This is a genomic window from Lysinibacter cavernae (genome assembly GCF_011758565.1).
Taxonomy (GTDB): Bacteria; Actinomycetota; Actinomycetes; order Actinomycetales; family Microbacteriaceae; genus Lysinibacter; species Lysinibacter cavernae.
Window position 1 is genome coordinate 688188 of record NZ_JAAMOX010000002.1, and the last position, 16471, is coordinate 704658.

The following is a 16471-nucleotide window of genomic DNA, read 5'->3' on the forward strand; positions in this document are numbered from 1 at the left end:
TGGAACAGTTGTGGCTAATGAGAAACCTCAAGTTCACCGACCCGATCACCGGCCGCCCGAGCTTGCTGCTGTGGATTCTGCTCAGCGCACTCGCGGTTGCTCTGTGCGCCGTCAGCGTGCCAGTGCACACCGTGCTGTATGGCATCCCACTTGCCATCGCGTTTGGCGTTGGGATCGTGCAGATGGGGTCCATTCCGCTCGCAATCATCCGCCCACGCCTGGCGATTGTACTGACCCTTGTTTCGACGCTTGTTCTGCCGGAGCTGAGCCGCTCCTCTGTTGATGCTCCTTGGCCGTGGTCTGTCTCCTCCATGTTGTCGACTATTGCGGTTATCTCGGTGCTGGCGTTCACCTCGCGGTGGACGTACCCGCTGTTGACTTGGCTCTTGAGCGTCGCGGTATCCATCGTGGCGATCGCCACCTCGCCAACCCGATACGACTCGCTCGACCCATCCGTGACCAACAGCATCGTGTACATCGCGATCTCCGGTGGTGCCCTCGCGGTGGCACTACTGCTCGCCCAGCGTCGCGGGATTCGCGCGCAACTGGTGCAGGAACGTCAGATCACCGCGACCGAGCAGGCCAAGCGCGAACTGGTTGAGGAGCGCAGCCGCATTGCGCGCGAATTGCACGACGTGGTTGCCCACGGCATGTCAGTGATTCAGGTGCAAGCGACCTCGGCTAAGTATCGGCTCCCAGACATGAGCGATGAGGTTGCCGCCGAGTTTGACGATATCGGGGCCACCGCACGAGGTGCCCTCACCGAGATGCGGCAGCTGCTCGGGGTGCTGCGGGGAGCCGCCACCTCAGACTCGGCCGAAGCCGCCGAGCTCGGCCCCCAACCAACGCTGTTTGAGATTCCGGCTCTCGTCGAAACGAGTCGACGTGCCGGCGTTCCGGTATCGCTCGTGTGGCAGGTTGCTGGCGATGCTGCCCCGCCAGCATCCGTCGCCCTCACCGCGTATCGCATCGTGCAAGAATCGCTCAGCAATGTGGTCCGTCACGCCCCTGGAGCGGACACGACGGTGACCGTCGAGCAGGGCAAAGTGGCAGTTATGGTCACGGTCGAAAATAGGGCATCACAATCAGGTCCCGTCACCGACGATCGTGGCGGGCACGGCCTCATGGGTATGCGGGAGCGAGTACAACTCGTCGGCGGTCGCCTCGAACACGGTGTAACCAGCGAAGGCGGCTATCGTGTAGCTGCATCGCTTCCCATTACCTCCTAGGAATTCCTGTGAACACAACCGTAGTTATTGCCGACGACCAGCTCATGGTTCGGGCTGGGTTTGCCGCGATCCTTGGCGCCCAACCAGACATCGACGTTGTTGGCCAGGCGAGCGATGGCGTTGAGGCTGTTTCGCTCGCCCGTTCGCTGAAACCGGACGTGGTGCTCATGGATGTCCGCATGCCGAACATGAACGGCATCGATGCCACCCGCGAACTCACGCAGCCAACGTACGGTAGCCACCACATCCCAAAGGTGTTGGTGCTCACCACGTTTGATATCGACGAATACGTCAACGACGCGCTCAGGGCTGGTGCAAGCGGGTTCCTCCTCAAGGATGCACTGCCGGAAGACCTCATTCAGGCCGTACGCATCGTGGCCGCGGGCGATGCCCTCATCGCCCCGAAAGTAATGAAACGCCTCATCGAGCAGTTCACGCAGCAGCCAGCGGTAGCCGGCCAGGCTTCACGGGCCGTTGAACTCAACGGTCTCACCGACCGCGAGCGCGAGGTGCTTGTGCTCATTGGGCGGGGCCTTTCGAACCACGAGATTGCCGCGCAGCTGTTTGTGGCAGAGCAGACGGTCAAGACGCACGTCAGCAAGATCTTCATGAAGCTCGGGCTGCGCGACCGGGTGCAGGCGGTTGTACTTGCGTATGACACGGGTCTTGTCGAACCCTCACGATAGGGCCATTCGCGCGCGCTTCGGGTCATGTTTTGGATTGCGCTCCCGAGCAACCACAGCTGTACCGAATAGCGGCCACGAGGACCGAGCACCCCTACCACGGTAGGGGGTGCAAATCGCTCCCCCGTGTGATGCCACGGCAGGCACCAGGTTCTTAGTCTCTTCGTGTGATGGACGCCCCATCGCACAAAGGAGAAGATCATGACCGCCGTCGCCCAGCATCCGGGAGCCAACACACGGCCTGCGCAACGCGCCACCCGCACGGCTGCTGCGCTGCCGGCCACAACGTCAACTCGACCAGAGTCATCCCCCCAGCGGGCCGCACAGCCTCACCGCGACCGCAGCATCGACCTCGTCAGGGCCGTCCTGCTCGTGATCGTCGTCGCCCTGCACGCCTTCATGGTGGGAGTCAGCAACGGGGCGGAGGGCATTGTGCTCGGCAACGCAACCGAGGGGCAGGAGTGGTTTGTTCCGGTGACCTGGGTTGTGCAAATCATGCCGTTGTTCTTTCTGATCGGCGGCTTTTCGAGCATCACGCACTGGCGGCGAATGCGAGAGAAGGGTCATTCATCAAGCGATTACGTCATCAGCCGATTGCAGCGACTTGTGATCCCCGGCGTGGTGCTGGCCGCCGTCGTTGGGATTGGTCTGCTCGCGATGACCCTCGCGGGCGTTCCAGCCGACATCGTTGCGACTGCAGGATTCCGGATTAGCCAGCCCCTCTGGTTCCTCGGCGTCTACATCCTGTGCTCTGGCCTTGTGCCAACGATGGTGCGATTGCACGAGTGGCGCCCGGTGCCGTCAATGCTGGCGCTCATTGGACTCGCAGCGGCTGTGGATGTTGCGCGCTTCGCCACAGGCATCGACGCGATCGGCTTCGCGAACCTGCTCTTTGTTTGGCTCGCGGTGCAGCAGGCCGGCTTCTGGCTGGCCGATGGCCGCTTCGAACGCATCCGCCCACGCACCCAGCTCATCCTCGCTGGCGCGGGCCTTGTTGTACTCGCCATGCTGACGATTGAAGGGCCATACTCGGCAGATATGCTGCAGAACCTTAACCCCCCAACGGTCACGCTCGTTGCGCTTGGCACCACGCAGCTGTTTGTCTTCACGCTCATTCGGAAGCCCCTGCGGCACCTGGCAACCGTTCCCCGCGTGAGCAAGACCATCGACGTCCTCGGCGCCCACTCGATGACGGTGTACCTGTGGCACATGCCGGTGCTGATCATGCTCGCTGGCGGGCTGCTGCTGAGCGGCGTTGAGCTGGTCGAGCCGATGAGTCAGGGCTGGTGGGATTCTCGCACTCTGTGGCTCGCGGTCGTTGGGCTCGCGGTTGTTCCCGTTGCTCGCGTGTTTGGCCGCGTCGAGAAAGCCCGTTTTCAGGCACCGCGCGTTGGCAACTCTGCGTTCAGCGGTATCCTCTCGGCCGCAGCCGTGCTGCTCGGGGCCGGAGGGGTGCTTACGCTCCTCATCACTGGAATTTCGCTCGAGGGTGCCCTCATCGCAACCGGGCTCATGGCGGCATCCGTCGGCACGATCGTGCTCGCGCAGAAGCGTTCATATGCCCCGATTCCCAGGCCCACGAACTAGACTTTATGCCAAACGCCACCACCGTCATCTCCTCGTGTATTGCCGTTTACGCTCGTGAACCACGGCCAGATGCCTACCGAGAGAAGAGACGTCATGTCCCGCTACGAACATAAGCCTTGGCTCACCTCCTATGCCGAGGGTGTTCCCGCAGAAATCGATACCCCAACTCAATCGCTTGTTGACATGCTGGATGCGTCGGTCAAGAAGTTCGGCAGCAACACTGCGCTGCAGTTCTTTGGCGCGACCACGACCTACAGCGAGCTCGCCGAGCAGGTGGCCCGCGCGGCCGAGGGGCTCCGAAAGCTGGGCGTGCGCGCCGGTGACCGGGTTGCTTTGGTCCTGCCAAACTGCCCGCAGCACGTCATCGCGTTTTATGCCGCGCTGCGCCTCGGTGCCATCGTCATTGAACACAACCCGCTGTACACGGCCCGCGAACTCAGGCACCAGTTTGAGGACCACGGCGCACGGGTGGCCATTGTTTGGGACAAAGTACACGACACCGTGAGTGATTTCCCTGCGGATATTCCGGTCGACACCATCGTTTCGGTGAATATGTCGGAGGCCCTGCCGTTTGCAAAGCGCCTCGCACTCCGCCTGCCGGTGCCGAAGGCCCGTGCGACGCGGGCAGCGATGACGGCAGTCCCATCCGCAAAAAACGTATTCACCTGGAAAAACCTGCTCAAGAACCGCAAAATCTCAAGCCGTCACCCTCGACCAACCGTCGACGACATCGCGCTGTTGCAGTACACCTCTGGCACAACCGGTCACCCAAAGGGAGCCATCCTGACTCACAGTAACCTGCGGGCAAATGCCATGCAGGGACAAGCCTGGGTTCCCGGCCTGCTGCAAGGCAAGGAGACGTTCTACGGCGTACTCCCCCTGTTCCACGCCTACGGGATGACGCTCTGCCTCACCTTTGCCATGAGCATCGGCGCCAGGCTTGTGCTCTTCCCGAATTTTGACGTTGACATGGTGCTTGAGGCATCGCGCTCGACTCCCCCAACGTTCCTCCCCGCCGTCCCGCCCATCTACGAGCAGCTCGCGCGGGCATCCGAACGACGCGGCGCCGATCTATCAAGCATTCGCTTCGCTATTTCTGGAGCCATGTCACTTCCCGTTGCAACCGTCACTCGCTGGGAAGAAGCAACCGGTGGATTGTTGGTCGAGGGATACGGGATGACCGAGTCGTCACCGGTGGCGCTTGGCAACCCGATGGGGCCTTCGCGGCGGCCCGGCACCGTCGGCGTGCCGTTTCCGAGCACCAGCATCCGCGTGGTGAACCCAGACAATCCCGACGAAGACCGCGACGAAGGCGAGACGGGCGAGCTGCTCATTCAGGGTCCGCAGGTGTTCAAAGGATACTGGGGCCGCGACGACGAAACCGAGGCAACCCTGCTTCCCGGCGGTTGGCTGCGCACCGGCGACATCGTGACGGTTTCGCCCGACGGCTTTGTGACCGTCATCGATCGGGTCAAAGAGATCATCATTACTGGCGGCTTTAACGTGTCGCCATCCGAGGTCGAAGAGACCCTTCTGCGGCACCCAGACATCGAGGGTGCAGCCGTTGTTGGCCTCCCCCGCAGCTCCGGAGGTGAGGATGTTTCGGCCGCCGTCATCCTTCGCCCCGGTACGGTATTTGATTCCGAAGCCATTCGCGACTTCTGCCGAACCAACCTCGCAACCTACAAGGTTCCCAAGCGCATCGTGCAGGTTGACGAACTTCCGAAATCGCTGATCGGCAAAGTGCTTCGCCGCAAGGTGCGCGACTCGCTCATCGAGAGCCGCGGACGCTAATCGGTCACATTCCCCCCGGGTAGAGTTGGCTGACAGGGTAATTCGCCCGATGTTTCACGTGTAACACGAGGTAAGCCATACATGTCGGCCAACAGCAGCCAGCCAGTTCCTCTGCGTGTTGCCCTCATCTCGTCACACACCTCTCCCTTGAGCATCCCAGGACAAGGGGATGCCGGCGGCCTCAACGTACAGGTACTCTCGCTGGCAGTCGAACTCGTCCGGATGGGCCATTCCGTCGATATCATCACGCGAAGAACCCACAGGGAGCAACCGGCTGTTGAGGTCACCGCCGAAGGCATCACCGTGCGCGCGCTCACGGCAGGGCCACTCGCTCCCGTACCAAAAGAAGACCTCCCCGCAGTGCTCACCCACATGAGCGAGCGGATCGCCGAGCTCGGCCCATACGACATTTATCACTCGCACTACTGGTTGTCTGGCGTTGCCGCGCTTCCCGTAGCCGAGTCGCTCAACGCACCGCACATCCTGAATCTGCACACCGTGGCCGCCCTCAAGAATCAGCACCTCGCGCCAGGAGACAGGCCGGAGCCCCAGTCACGCATTGACGCAGAGCGCAGCATCAGTGAGCGCTCCGAGCTCATCACTGGCAGCGAGCGCGAGCGCCACAGCCTCATTAGCGACTACCACCTGCAGCCAGCCCGGGTACATCACATATCCCCTGGCGTTGATACCGCGCTCTTTCGGCCAGCTCTCCCCCGGCATCCTGCACTTCTGGATGCCGGGCCGTACGTCGTGACCCTCGGGCGGGTGCAGCCGCTGAAGGGGCAAGATTTGGCGGTCGAGATCCTTGCCGCACTTCCGAAGAGTGTCCGCCCCCTGCTTGTCATCGCCGGCGAACCAACCCCGGGTAATGAGGCGTATGCCGAGTCGCTTCGTGGGCTCGCGGCACGCCTTGGTGTCACCGACTCCGTGCGATTTCTACCAGCCCAGACCAGGGAGCACGCCGCGCAGCTACTGAGCGGGGCGGAACTCGCGATCGTCCCGTCCCACTCCGAAACCTTTGGGCTCGTGGCCCTCGAGGCTGCGGCGGCAGGCACTCCCGTACTCGCGCAGCGCATCACGGGCCTCGCCGAGTCGGTTGTCAGCGGCGTAACCGGCATCCTCTTTGAGGGACGGGAACCAAGCGTCTGGGCAGAAAAAATCGCTAGCCTCCTCAACGACGAGGCGAGCCTTGTTTCGCTGTCGACGAGCGCGCGCACCGCGGCCGAGTCACGGTCATGGCCACGGCACGCCCGCCGCGTTTCTGACGTGTACCTGGCAGCGCTCAACCGCTAGTCGAACATCCGCATCCGTCATTCGAACTTTTGATGGATGCCGACTCGAGCGACCTCGGGAAGCATAGAAGTGGAGCGATTCAGCGCTCATCATCGCAACTCTGAGGAGACACCCATGAAACGCCTATTTATCGCTGCATTCTGTTACCTCGTTGTTGGTCTCGCCTCTGGCGTCTACTACCGAGAGATCACCAAGATCAACGATTTCTCTGGCGAAACGCAGCTTTCAGTGCTGCACACCCATCTCTTGACCCTCGGCGTCATCGTCTTGCTCATCGCCCTCGCTCTTGAGCGCGTGTTCAACGTGTCCCACAGCCAAAAACTCAACACGTGGTTCTTCTGGCTGTACAACGGAGGGCTCATTGTGACGGTTGCCATGATGACCATCAACGGAACGTTCCGCGTCTTTGGCACAACAACGGGTGCCGCGGTTTCTGGCATCGCCGGGCTTGGACACATCCTCATGTCAGCCGGACTCATTGTGTACTTCGTTGCGCTTGGCCGCAGCCTGAAGCGCGTCGAAGCTGAAGCTGCCTAGCCTTCGAAGAGCTCGGTGCGACCGATGGCCTGGCGCTGCCCTCCCGAATGCACAAGGTCGTCACCGTCAACGGTGAGCTGGGTGCGATGCTGGCGCAGCGCCTCTCGTTTGGTCTCAAACCAATCACCCAGTTCATTCCGATAGACGGGGATTCCGTCGGCCGGCACGTGGGATTCGGCGGTATCCAGCGGAATCACCTGCAGCAGCCTCGCACCGGTTTGCGAGGCAAGGGCAACGGCAAGTTCGTAGCAGCGGACGTGGTCTGGATGCCCGTATCCGCCGATCGAGTTATAACTGATGACAACGTCTGGTTCGACGTCTTTGGCCACCTCAAGCAGGTCGTCAAAGGCCTCGTCAAAGGATGACAGGCAAAAGGAATCGGCCGACGCGGTTGGGTCAGCAATGGCCAAGCCATCAGGACCCCACTGCATCCCAGAATCCCGATAGACCCTCGGTTCGAGCCCGTCTCGGCGGGCACGGGCAGATCCGAGAAAACGCTGATCGCTCACGCCGAGCACTCGAAGCGCCCTCGCGAGCTCGCCCTCGCGATACGGGCCAAGCTCGGCCGTGCCCTCAAGCGCGCTCAGGGGCCCATCGACCACTTCACCCCGCTCGCCACGGGTGGCCGTCACGAGGGTGAGGCCAATATCGGTGGCAGCGAGCATCGCGAGTGTGCCGCCAGTTGCGATCGTCTCGTCGTCTGGATGCGCGTGCAACACGAGCACATGCCGTGCGGCGGCCCACGGCGCACCTGCTGACGTGCTCAGGCCGCTTCGTGCGGAATCCTCGCGGTGATTAGGCGTCGAGCGTGGCATACCATTCCTTCAGACGGCGAGTGGCTTCCTCTTCACCGAGGGGTCCCTCGTCGAGCCGCAACTCCAGCAAGAACTTATAGGCCTTACCAACGATGGGGCCGGGAGCGATCTCAAGCAGCTCCATGATTTGCTCACCGTTGAGGTCAGGTCGAACGGCCTGCAACTCTTCTTCCTCGCTCAGCACGCGTATGCGTTCCTCAAGGTCGTCATAGGCAAACGCCAGGCGGTCGGCCTTCCGTACGTTGCGAGTCGTGACATCCGCACGAACGAGGATGTGTAGCTGTTCAAGGTACGGACCGGCATCACGAACGTAGCGGCGCACGGCCGAATCAGACCAGGGCGCATCCGAATAGCCAAAAAAGCGCAGGTGCAACTCAACCAAACGGGCGACCGCTTTGATGGTGTCGTTGTCGTAGCGAAGCTCCCGAAGGCGCTTCTTTGCCATCTTTGACCCGACCACGTCGTGGTGGTGGAACGTCACAACCCCGCCGCCTTCAAACCGGCGGGTCGGAGGCTTGCCGATGTCGTGGAGCAGGGCAGCAAGACGCAGCACCAGATCGGGCTCGGCATCAGGGAAGCGCTCGTGCTCAAGATCAATCGCCTGGTCAACAACCGTGAGGCTGTGCTCGTAAACGTCCTTGTGCCGCTTGTGATCGTCCTGCGTAAGTTTCAGCGCCGGCACCTCGGGGAGGAAGAGTTCCATGAGTCCGGAATCGACAAGGAGCGTCATTCCTGGCCTTGGGTTATCGGTGCACAGGAGTTTGCTGAGTTCCTCGCGGATGCGCTCCATCGAGATGATCTCGAGGCGCTGAGACATGTGCTCCATGGCATCACGCACATCGTCGGCAACTGCAAAGCTGAGCTGTGAGGCAAACCGCGCCGCCCGCATCATCCGCAGCGGGTCGTCGCTAAACGATTGCTCTGGGGTTCCTGGCGTCCGTAGAACGCCGGCAAGGAGGTCCTCAACCCCACCAAACGGGTCAACAAGCTTGATTTCCGGCAAAAGCAACGCCATCGCGTTCACGGTAAAGTCTCGGCGGCGCAGGTCCCCCTCGATGTTGTCGCCAAAGACAACCTCGGGTTTACGAGAGTCTGCGTCGTAGCTGTCAGCCCGGTAGGTCGTGATCTCAACCGTTTCGTCGCCAACCTTGGCCGCGATCGTGCCAAACTCGCGGCCAACATCCCACTGTGCTGAAGAATGCGGCTTCACAATGCGCAAGATTTCGTCGGGGTCAGCTGATGTTGTGAAGTCAAGATCGTTGACCGGACGGCCGAGCATGGCGTCTCGAACGGGTCCACCGACGAGGGCCAGTTCGTGACCCGCCTCAGCAAACGCTTCTGAGAGCGTCGCGGCGACGGGGGACGTGGCAAGTTGTTGGAGCGCAGACAGGGCGTCTGCCATATTCAGCATGGATTCAATGTTAGAGGGTGTTTGCCGCACATCGATGGCCTCAGCGCAAGCCCCCATACAAATCACACGCAAGAACGTAAAATTCCGCTACCGTACTCAATTTTTGCTTGCGTTCTACTCAGGTTTTGCCAGCCGCCCACTCCCAAAACAGGTGCTCGTTAGTGTTACTGCACATTCGTTTTTTAGGGGATTCAAATGTTTCAAACTTCTTCGTTTTTCACGCGACGACGGACGGTCTTCACCGCCGCACTCGCCGCTCTTATCGCCGTACTGATGGTGTTTGCCGGAAGCACAGCGTCTCAAGCGACGCCGTCAGGTACGGCCACCAATTCAAACAAGGGATCGCTCTACGGCATGCCTCAACCCGACGGGAGCGTTGCGGGCAAAAACGGTGACATGTTCAAATTCACGCTCAAGGATGATGCCGGCGTGAGCAGCACCTTTTTCACGTACTGCATCGAGGGCAACATCCCGATTGGCGTCGCAAAACCATACGGTGAAAGTGGATGGTCGAGTGTGCCATACAACTCGTTCATTCCAAACGCAGGAAAAGTACTTTGGGTGTTGGGCCACGGGTACCCAAATCTCACCGGAGCGCAGCTCGCTGCGGCAAGTGGAATCGCAGGGGTTACCGACCTCGATGCCATAACCGCTACCCAGTTTGCGATCTGGAACCTCACCGACCCGAGTATCGCAGGGGGCCGCCTCTTCCCGTCCCCGGCTACGGTTCCCCAAGACCTCGTCACGTACCCACGTTCAACCATTATCCAAAACCTCATGGTCTGGATGCTCAACAATGCCGTTGATGGTGCCACTGAGCCAACGCCAAGTCTGACGGTGACACCGTCCAGCCTTACGGCGCCCCTCTCCGGCCATGCCGGCCCATTTACCGTGCACACAACGGCAAGTACCGGCGCAAGCATAACCTCGACGGTTGCGATCGTTGATGCCACCGGCCAGCCAATAACAGGCCCGGTTCTCAACGGCGGCCAGTTCTATCTTGACGCCAGCGGTCTCCAAGTGGGCGAAACAGTATCGGCTTCTGCCACTGCAACCTCTGCAACGATTAGTGTCGGCCGGGTGTTTGTGCCAACTGACCCGGCCTCCCGCTGGCAAGGACTGATCGTGGCAAGCCAAGACACCGTCGGGACAGCTCAGACGACCGCATCGCTCACCGTAACGGATGCCCTACCAGGCGCCCTCGCCATCCATAAGCAGGATGCACAACACACGAGCGTCTCACTCGGGGGTGCTGTCTTTCAGGTGTTCAACGAGTCCGGAGCTGTCGTCACTACGTTGACAACGGACGCCGATGGAAACGCACAAGCTGACGGGCTTGAACCTGGAACGTACCGGGTTGTGGAACAATCCGCTCCAACCGGTTACGCCCTCGATGTGACTCCACACGAAGTAGCCGTTACGGCTGACGCAACCGAGACACTTATCGTGGATAACACCGCGAGCGCGGTGCCGTCCGGTGCCCTGTCGCTGCACAAGCAGGATGCGGCAGACGCGACCAACAGCCTTGAGGACGCAGTATTCGATGTCATCAATGCCAACAACCAAACGGTAGCGACCATGACAACGGATGCGACAGGCAACGCGTCAGTAGACGGGCTCTCCCCCGGTTCTTACACCGTTGTGGAGCGGACCGCCCCGACCGGTTACGTCCTTGATATCACGCCACACGAAATAACCGTGCTTGACGGGACGACCCAGTCGACGACCATCACCAATGCGGCGGCCCCAGCCCCAACGCCCAAACCGACGGACAGCGTGACACCAAGCAGTGGGCCATCAGCGACACCGGAGGGAGGGACAGCCCTCGCGGTCACCGGCACCAATCAGTCGCCGTACGGGCTCGCAGCCATCGCGTTTGTTCTTGGTGCCATCGTTCTCGTGGCGAACGCGCGGCGGCAGCGGCAAACGCGCACGGTCTAAGTCGGTATGAGAAGGGCTCAGGGGCGTCGCGTCTTGCGCGAACATACGCGGCGCATCCTGCCGTTCACGGTACGGCACCAACCTAAAACCCAGGCGGGCATCATAGAATCACCGTATGTCCGCTGCGCGTAAAACCCGTTCTCGCGTGCTCTGGTATCCGGCTCTTGCCGCAGGCGCGGCCGTTGTTGTCGCGTCCCTCGTCGCAATAGCCCCCATCAGCTCCGCGACACAGGCCACAACGGCGATGCGGGTTCCAGCAAGTGGACCGGTCGCGGTAGACGGTCAGGCATCCCCGGAAGCGCACGTTCTCATCTCGTCAGATAGCACCGTGCTCACGACCGATCAAAACAACGTTTCGGCGACCATCGAGGTCACCAACACCGGCGAGAACGAGCTCAAAGACCTCCCCGTTGCCCTCTACATTGATCGCGACCGCATCAGTGACGAAGCAGATCTTGGTGACATCCTGGATAGCGACGAGTTCACGGCTTCGCAGCTGGGAACGCAGGTACACACCAACATTCTTGAACGGGTACCTGCTGGCGAGACGCGCACGCAAACGTTCACTGTTCCCGTCAGTGCACTCGGCCTGAACCCTAGCGAACCAGGCGTGTACGCGCTTTCGGTGACGGTCCGCGGCGCGGGAGATCCGCTTATTGATCGCACAAGCCTCGTCTGGGGCGGCGTCAACGAGGGAGTCTCAACCGTTGTCAGCGTTGTCCTCCCCGTCGTGTTGCCAGCAAGCATCGAATCACTCGCAACGGCCGAAGAACTCAGCACGCTGACGGGTCCCGACGGTTCACTCACCCAGATAGTGGATGCCGCAAGCTCAAGCGGCGGCATCCTTGCGATCGACCCGAGGGTCATCGCATCCATTCGCGTTCTTGGCAGTGCAGCACCGGCGTCCTCAACCGACTGGCTCAAGCGGCTCGCAACACTCAAGAACCCAAGCTTTGCACTCCAGTTCTCGGATGCCGACCTTGCGGTACAGGCGCAGCTTGCGTTGCCAGCCCCACTCGCTGTGACGAGCCTCAACTATGCGAACCAAGCATCCGCCGACGAGAGCACCACACCGTTAACCGTTGACGAGTTGACCAAGTGGAACTACTCGTACGGCCCAACCGTATGGCCAGTTGCCAACTCCGTTTCTCCAACTGACACCGACTTTTTCAAAGCAAACGGTTTCTCAACCATGCTGATTGACGGTGACAATGTCTCCCAGCTCCCTGCCATCACCACGTCGACTCGTGCAACGGTTGGGAGCGTCTCATCAATGGTGCTCAATAGCGCCATCAGCGAGAAGACCATGGATGCCCTCGATGCGAAAACTGATGTTGAGTTTTCGTCGGCCCGCAACAGAATTGCAGCGGAACTCTCACTCGTAGGAAATGCCGGTATTGGGACAAAACAGCATCTGCTCGTTGGCCTCGACCGCACCACAATTGGCAACAGTGAACACATCGTCGACACCGTCAATGCGATCAAATCGCTCCCCTGGGTGTCAGTCACTTCAGTTACCGACGGTGAAGCCGCGTTGGCCGAAAATGGTGTAGCCCCTTCCCCGCTCGGTTCATTCGAAATTGCAGACCGTTCTGTGCCGGAGGCACGCCTCAATGGCGTCTCACAGGGCATTGCCGGTGAAGCCGACATCGGCGCGTTCTCCGCAGTTCTCGAAACCCCACAGTTACTCGTCGCCGCTCAGCGCGTGCGCCTGATGAACCTAGCGAGTGCCGCCCATGCGACGCCGCTGACCTCGTTCAACACGTTTGCCACCGGATACTTCGAGCGGGATGCCGCCATTCTGAACAGCGTGTCTATCACCCAGTCGACGCCCATCAACCTGCTCGGCTCGGAGTCTAAGATTCCCGTCTACGTCAACAATGCGCTGCCCTTCCCCGTTGTGGTGAAGGTGCACACCGAGGCATCAAACAACCGCCTCTCAATCAGCGATCCCGACGAAAACACTCGCATCGAAGCTGCCTCGCAAAGCAGCGTTAGCGTTCCCGTCAAGACCCGCGTCTCAAACGGGGACGTCTCCATCAACGTCACCCTTCGCGCTGCAAACGATCAGCCCGTCGGACTGCCTGTCAACATCCCAATCACCATTCATGCCGATTGGGAGGTGATCGGCATCGTGGTTCTCGGAGTCTTGGTTGTGTCATTCTTCGGATTTGGCGCCTGGCGCAGCGTGCGCAACAAACGAAAGAGCCGAGCCCTCAATGCCGGCAACCACGAAAGCGAAGTCGATTGACCACCCCTACCGACAACATTGGTAAAGCAAGCGTTTGGTTAGCATCAGGTACGGTCGTTTCTCGTCTGCTTGGTTTTCTCAAGATCATGGTGCTTGCGCAGACCATTGGTTCGGTTGGTGTCGGAACAAACGCCTTTGCACTCGCAAACTCGCTCCCAAATAACGTCTACCTGATCATTGCCGGTGGTGTTCTCAACGCCATTCTTGTCCCGCACATTGTCAGGGCAGCGAAGGGCTTCGACGGCGGAGCAAGTTACATCAACAAACTCGTTACCCTGGCAATTGTGGTGCTTGGCGCAACAACAGCCATTGCGGTTGTGCTGACTCCGGTCATTGTCACGATCTACTCCGCTGCATCCAGCGAAGCGGGTACGGATGGCGCTGGCCTTGCCCTTGCCATCGCCCTCGGTTACTGGTGTATGCCGCAGATTCTGTTCTATGGGCTCTATACGGTGCTCGGCGAAATCCTCAATGCACGACGGATGTTTGGCCCGTTTACCTGGGCTCCCATCCTCAATAACGTCATCGGCATCCTTGGCCTCATCCTGTTCACCGTGATGTTTGGTGCGGACCCAAACGGTGACGCCACCGTGGCCGACTGGACTCCCGACCGAATCGCTGTGCTTGGTGGAAGCACCACCCTTGGGGTCATCGCGCAGGCGGCAATCTTGCTGGTCTTCTGGAAGCGAGCGGGTCTCAAGTTCAAGCTCGACTTTAAGTGGAAGGGCGTTGGGCTTCGCAGCGCTGGCCGCGCCTCGGTATGGGCGTTTGGCATCATGATCGCTGCTCAGCTCACCCTCATCGTGACCACAAACGTTGCATACATCACGTACGACACCAAGTTGCCGTCACTCTTCATCTCCACGACGGCCTGGCTGATATTTGCGCTTCCGCACTCCATCATTACCGTGTCAATTACAACGGCCCATTTCACCAGGATGAGCGAACATGCCACCGCAAAAGACTTTCCTGCGGTTCGAAAAGACTTTTCAGAGATCGTGAGATCTGTCTGTCTCCTCATCACGCTGACAATGTTTGGCATGGTCGTACTCGCGATGCCGCTCAGTAAGCTCTTTGTGAAAGAAGACAGTCAGCTTGTTGGCATGACGCTTGTGCTCATCGCCAACATGATTTGGTTGGTATTCTTCACGATTGTGTTTGTGGCCCAGCGAACGTTTTACGCGCTCGGTGACACCCGAACGCCGTTCTTCTTCTTCCTGTTCCAGTATGCGCTGCAAGCGATTCTCTCCGTTGGCGTTGGGATGTTCGTTCCCCACGAATACCTGGTTGTTGGCCTTGCCATCGCCCAGGGAGTTTCAACGCTTGCTACGATGCCCATTGCGTTGGGTCTGCTTCGCAAGCGCATCCCAGGCGGCCTGGATGGAAAGCGTGTCACCCGAACGCTTCTGCAGTATTTCTTTGCTGGTGCCGTCGCAGCCGTGGTCGGTTATTTTGTCACGAATCTCTTGGGTGGCAACACCCCTGGCGCTTTCGGAACGGCCAACAAGGTCACGGCAATTATCGTCATGAGCGCTGTTGGTGTTGTCATGTCGGCAATCTATTTCGCCATCCTCCACTTCATGCGCTCGTCCGAGCTGAAGGAATTTGCCGCCCCAATCATGCGCCGCCTCGGCCGCTAACCGGCGCTATGGCCTCCACCCCATTCTGTTCGCCCCAAAGTCCGCTCTTTGGTCGCCAAAAACCGGATTTTGGGGCGAACGGATGCGCGAGTCGAGCGTCATGATTCTCTGCGCATGCACGCAAGGACAACGCCGATTGCCGCTAGGCCAGCGATGAGTGATGTGCCACCGGCAGAGACAAGCGGGAGCGGCACCCCAAGGACCGGCAGAAAACCGAGGACGACCGAAATGTTCACGACCATCTGAGTCGCGAACCAGGTGAATGCACCACCAAGGATCACCGCGGGAAACGTCTCAAGTGGGCTACGCAGGAGCCACGCAAAAATACCGCCCATGATCACAAAGAGCAGCAGCACAAAGACTGCTCCGATGAGCCCGGTCTCCTCGCCGATCATGGCAAAGATGTAGTCAGTCTCAGCCGCAGGAAGCCACGACCACTTCGCCTTCGATTGGCCAAGACCAACCCCAAAGACTCCCCCATTTGCCAGCGCCCACAGGCCCTGCATGGGCTGCCAGCACAGGCCGTGCAGTGCGTCAAGGTCGCGCACACAGTCGGTCTCAAGATAGTGCACAACGCGCATGACTCGGTTTGGCTTCATGAGCGTCATCACGGCGATGCCAAGGCTCCCGAACAGGGCAAGAAGTGCAAGTATCCGCAACCTGACCTGCGCGAAGAACAGCGCCCCAAAGAGCACTGCCGTGATGATGAGCACGGAGCCAAGATCGCCGCCAGCCACGTTGATTGCTACCGACAGTGCGACTACGGGAACGACCGGGATGATGACGTGCTTCCAGGATCCGAGGAGGCGCTCCTTTGCGGCAAGCACCGTGGCCATCCAAACCAAGAGCATGAACTTCATAATTTCCGATGGCTGACCGGAAATTGGCCCAACGCGAATCCAGTTGCGATTGCCGCCCGCCTCGTAGCCAAGCGGTGTATAAACGAGCAGCTGCAGGAGAAACCCAAGGCCAAGCCCAACCCAAGCAAACCGCTGCAGCGTAGCAATGGAGCACCGGCTGAGGGTCAGCATAATCACAAGCCCAACAGCCGCAAACAGGCCCTGCCTCTGGATGCCAACAAGCGGATTCTTGTCGGCGGCAATTGCGACCACTGAACTCGCCGACTGCACCATAATGACGCCGATCAGCACCAACATCACGGTGACTGTCACAAGGGCGATGCCAAGAGGTGGAAGCCGAGCCGCCGGCTTCGGGAGCAGTATCCGGGCCATGGTGATATTTGGGAGCCGTGTCCGCGCCTCAATCGGGGCGAAGCCACCATCACGGCCG

Annotated in this window: 12 protein-coding genes; 9 read left to right on the forward strand and 3 right to left on the reverse strand. The window is 60.2% G+C overall.

What is annotated here, in order from left to right; all coding sequences use genetic code 11:
• The first annotated feature begins 17 nt into the window (after positions 1-17).
• The 6 genes from FHX76_RS12430 (at position 18) to FHX76_RS12455 (ending at position 7123) form a co-directional block, all read left to right on the forward strand.
• Positions 18-1229: a sensor histidine kinase gene (locus FHX76_RS12430; RefSeq protein WP_167151082.1), complete on the forward strand. Its 1212-nt coding sequence runs from the start codon at positions 18-20 to the stop codon at positions 1227-1229.
• 8 nt (positions 1230-1237) lie between these two features.
• Positions 1238-1915, forward strand: coding sequence for a response regulator (locus FHX76_RS12435; RefSeq protein ID WP_167151084.1), 678 nt, complete (start codon positions 1238-1240; stop codon positions 1913-1915).
• Between the two features lie 198 nt (positions 1916-2113).
• Positions 2114-3499: an acyltransferase family protein gene (locus FHX76_RS12440; RefSeq protein WP_167151086.1), complete on the forward strand. Its 1386-nt coding sequence runs from the start codon at positions 2114-2116 to the stop codon at positions 3497-3499.
• Positions 3500-3592: 93 nt separating this feature from the next.
• Positions 3593-5293 carry a long-chain-fatty-acid--CoA ligase gene (locus FHX76_RS12445; RefSeq protein ID WP_167151088.1) on the forward strand — a complete coding sequence of 567 codons (1701 nt, stop codon included), beginning with the start codon at positions 3593-3595 and terminating at the stop codon, positions 5291-5293.
• Positions 5294-5374: 81 nt separating this feature from the next.
• Positions 5375-6586, forward strand: a complete 1212-nt coding sequence (locus FHX76_RS12450) for a glycosyltransferase (RefSeq protein WP_167151090.1) — start codon at positions 5375-5377, stop codon at positions 6584-6586.
• A gap of 114 nt (positions 6587-6700) precedes the next feature.
• Complete coding sequence (locus FHX76_RS12455; protein WP_167151092.1) at positions 6701-7123, forward strand: DUF2871 domain-containing protein; 423 nt, start codon at positions 6701-6703, stop codon at positions 7121-7123.
• Here FHX76_RS12455 and FHX76_RS12460 read toward each other — a convergent pair.
• Both FHX76_RS12460 and FHX76_RS12465 read right to left on the reverse strand, forming a co-directional pair.
• A complete protein-coding gene (locus FHX76_RS12460; RefSeq protein ID WP_167151094.1) occupies positions 7120-7938 on the reverse strand; it encodes a PIG-L deacetylase family protein in 819 nt (272 codons plus the stop codon). The genes FHX76_RS12455 and FHX76_RS12460 overlap by 4 nt on opposite strands.
• Positions 7919-9349, reverse strand: a complete 1431-nt coding sequence (locus FHX76_RS12465; RefSeq protein WP_167151095.1) for a CCA tRNA nucleotidyltransferase — start codon at positions 9347-9349, stop codon at positions 7919-7921. The genes FHX76_RS12460 and FHX76_RS12465 overlap by 20 nt, the downstream gene beginning before the upstream one ends.
• A 195-nt stretch (positions 9350-9544) precedes the next feature.
• Between FHX76_RS12465 and FHX76_RS12470 the strand changes: the two genes are divergently transcribed.
• From FHX76_RS12470 to murJ, 3 genes are all read left to right on the forward strand, one after another.
• On the forward strand, positions 9545-11290 hold the full coding sequence (locus FHX76_RS12470; RefSeq protein WP_167151097.1) for a thioester domain-containing protein: 1746 nt from the start codon (positions 9545-9547) through the stop codon (positions 11288-11290).
• Between the two features lie 115 nt (positions 11291-11405).
• Complete coding sequence (locus FHX76_RS12475) at positions 11406-13541, forward strand: DUF6049 family protein (RefSeq protein ID WP_167151099.1); 2136 nt, start codon at positions 11406-11408, stop codon at positions 13539-13541.
• Positions 13538-15181: a murein biosynthesis integral membrane protein MurJ gene (gene murJ, locus FHX76_RS12480; RefSeq protein ID WP_243848790.1), complete on the forward strand. Its 1644-nt coding sequence runs from the start codon at positions 13538-13540 to the stop codon at positions 15179-15181. Before FHX76_RS12475 ends, murJ begins: the two co-directional genes overlap by 4 nt.
• A 98-nt stretch (positions 15182-15279) precedes the next feature.
• Here murJ and FHX76_RS12485 read toward each other — a convergent pair whose 3' ends face one another.
• Positions 15280-16413, reverse strand: coding sequence for a peptidoglycan glycosyltransferase FtsW (locus FHX76_RS12485; protein ID WP_167151100.1), 1134 nt, complete (start codon positions 16411-16413; stop codon positions 15280-15282).
• Positions 16414-16471 lie beyond the last annotated feature (58 nt).

What these genes read in the sequence shown, in the direction of transcription:
- FHX76_RS12430 (WP_167151082.1), top strand. Translation starts at nt 18, where the DNA reads ATGAGAAACCTCAAGTTCACCGACCCGATCACCGGCCGCCCGAGCTTG.
- FHX76_RS12440 (WP_167151086.1), top strand. Translation starts at nt 2,114, where the DNA reads ATGACCGCCGTCGCCCAGCATCCGGGAGCCAACACACGGCCTGCGCAA.
- FHX76_RS12445 (WP_167151088.1), top strand. Translation starts at nt 3,593, where the DNA reads ATGTCCCGCTACGAACATAAGCCTTGGCTCACCTCCTATGCCGAGGGT.
- FHX76_RS12450 (WP_167151090.1), top strand. Translation starts at nt 5,375, where the DNA reads ATGTCGGCCAACAGCAGCCAGCCAGTTCCTCTGCGTGTTGCCCTCATC.
- FHX76_RS12455 (WP_167151092.1), top strand. Translation starts at nt 6,701, where the DNA reads ATGAAACGCCTATTTATCGCTGCATTCTGTTACCTCGTTGTTGGTCTC.
- FHX76_RS12460 (WP_167151094.1), bottom strand. Translation starts at nt 7,938, where the DNA reads ATGCCACGCTCGACGCCTAATCACCGCGAGGATTCCGCACGAAGCGGC.
- FHX76_RS12465 (WP_167151095.1), bottom strand. Translation starts at nt 9,349, where the DNA reads ATGCTGAATATGGCAGACGCCCTGTCTGCGCTCCAACAACTTGCCACG.
- FHX76_RS12470 (WP_167151097.1), top strand. Translation starts at nt 9,545, where the DNA reads ATGTTTCAAACTTCTTCGTTTTTCACGCGACGACGGACGGTCTTCACC.
- FHX76_RS12475 (WP_167151099.1), top strand. Translation starts at nt 11,406, where the DNA reads ATGTCCGCTGCGCGTAAAACCCGTTCTCGCGTGCTCTGGTATCCGGCT.
- FHX76_RS12485 (WP_167151100.1), bottom strand. Translation starts at nt 16,413, where the DNA reads ATGGCCCGGATACTGCTCCCGAAGCCGGCGGCTCGGCTTCCACCTCTT.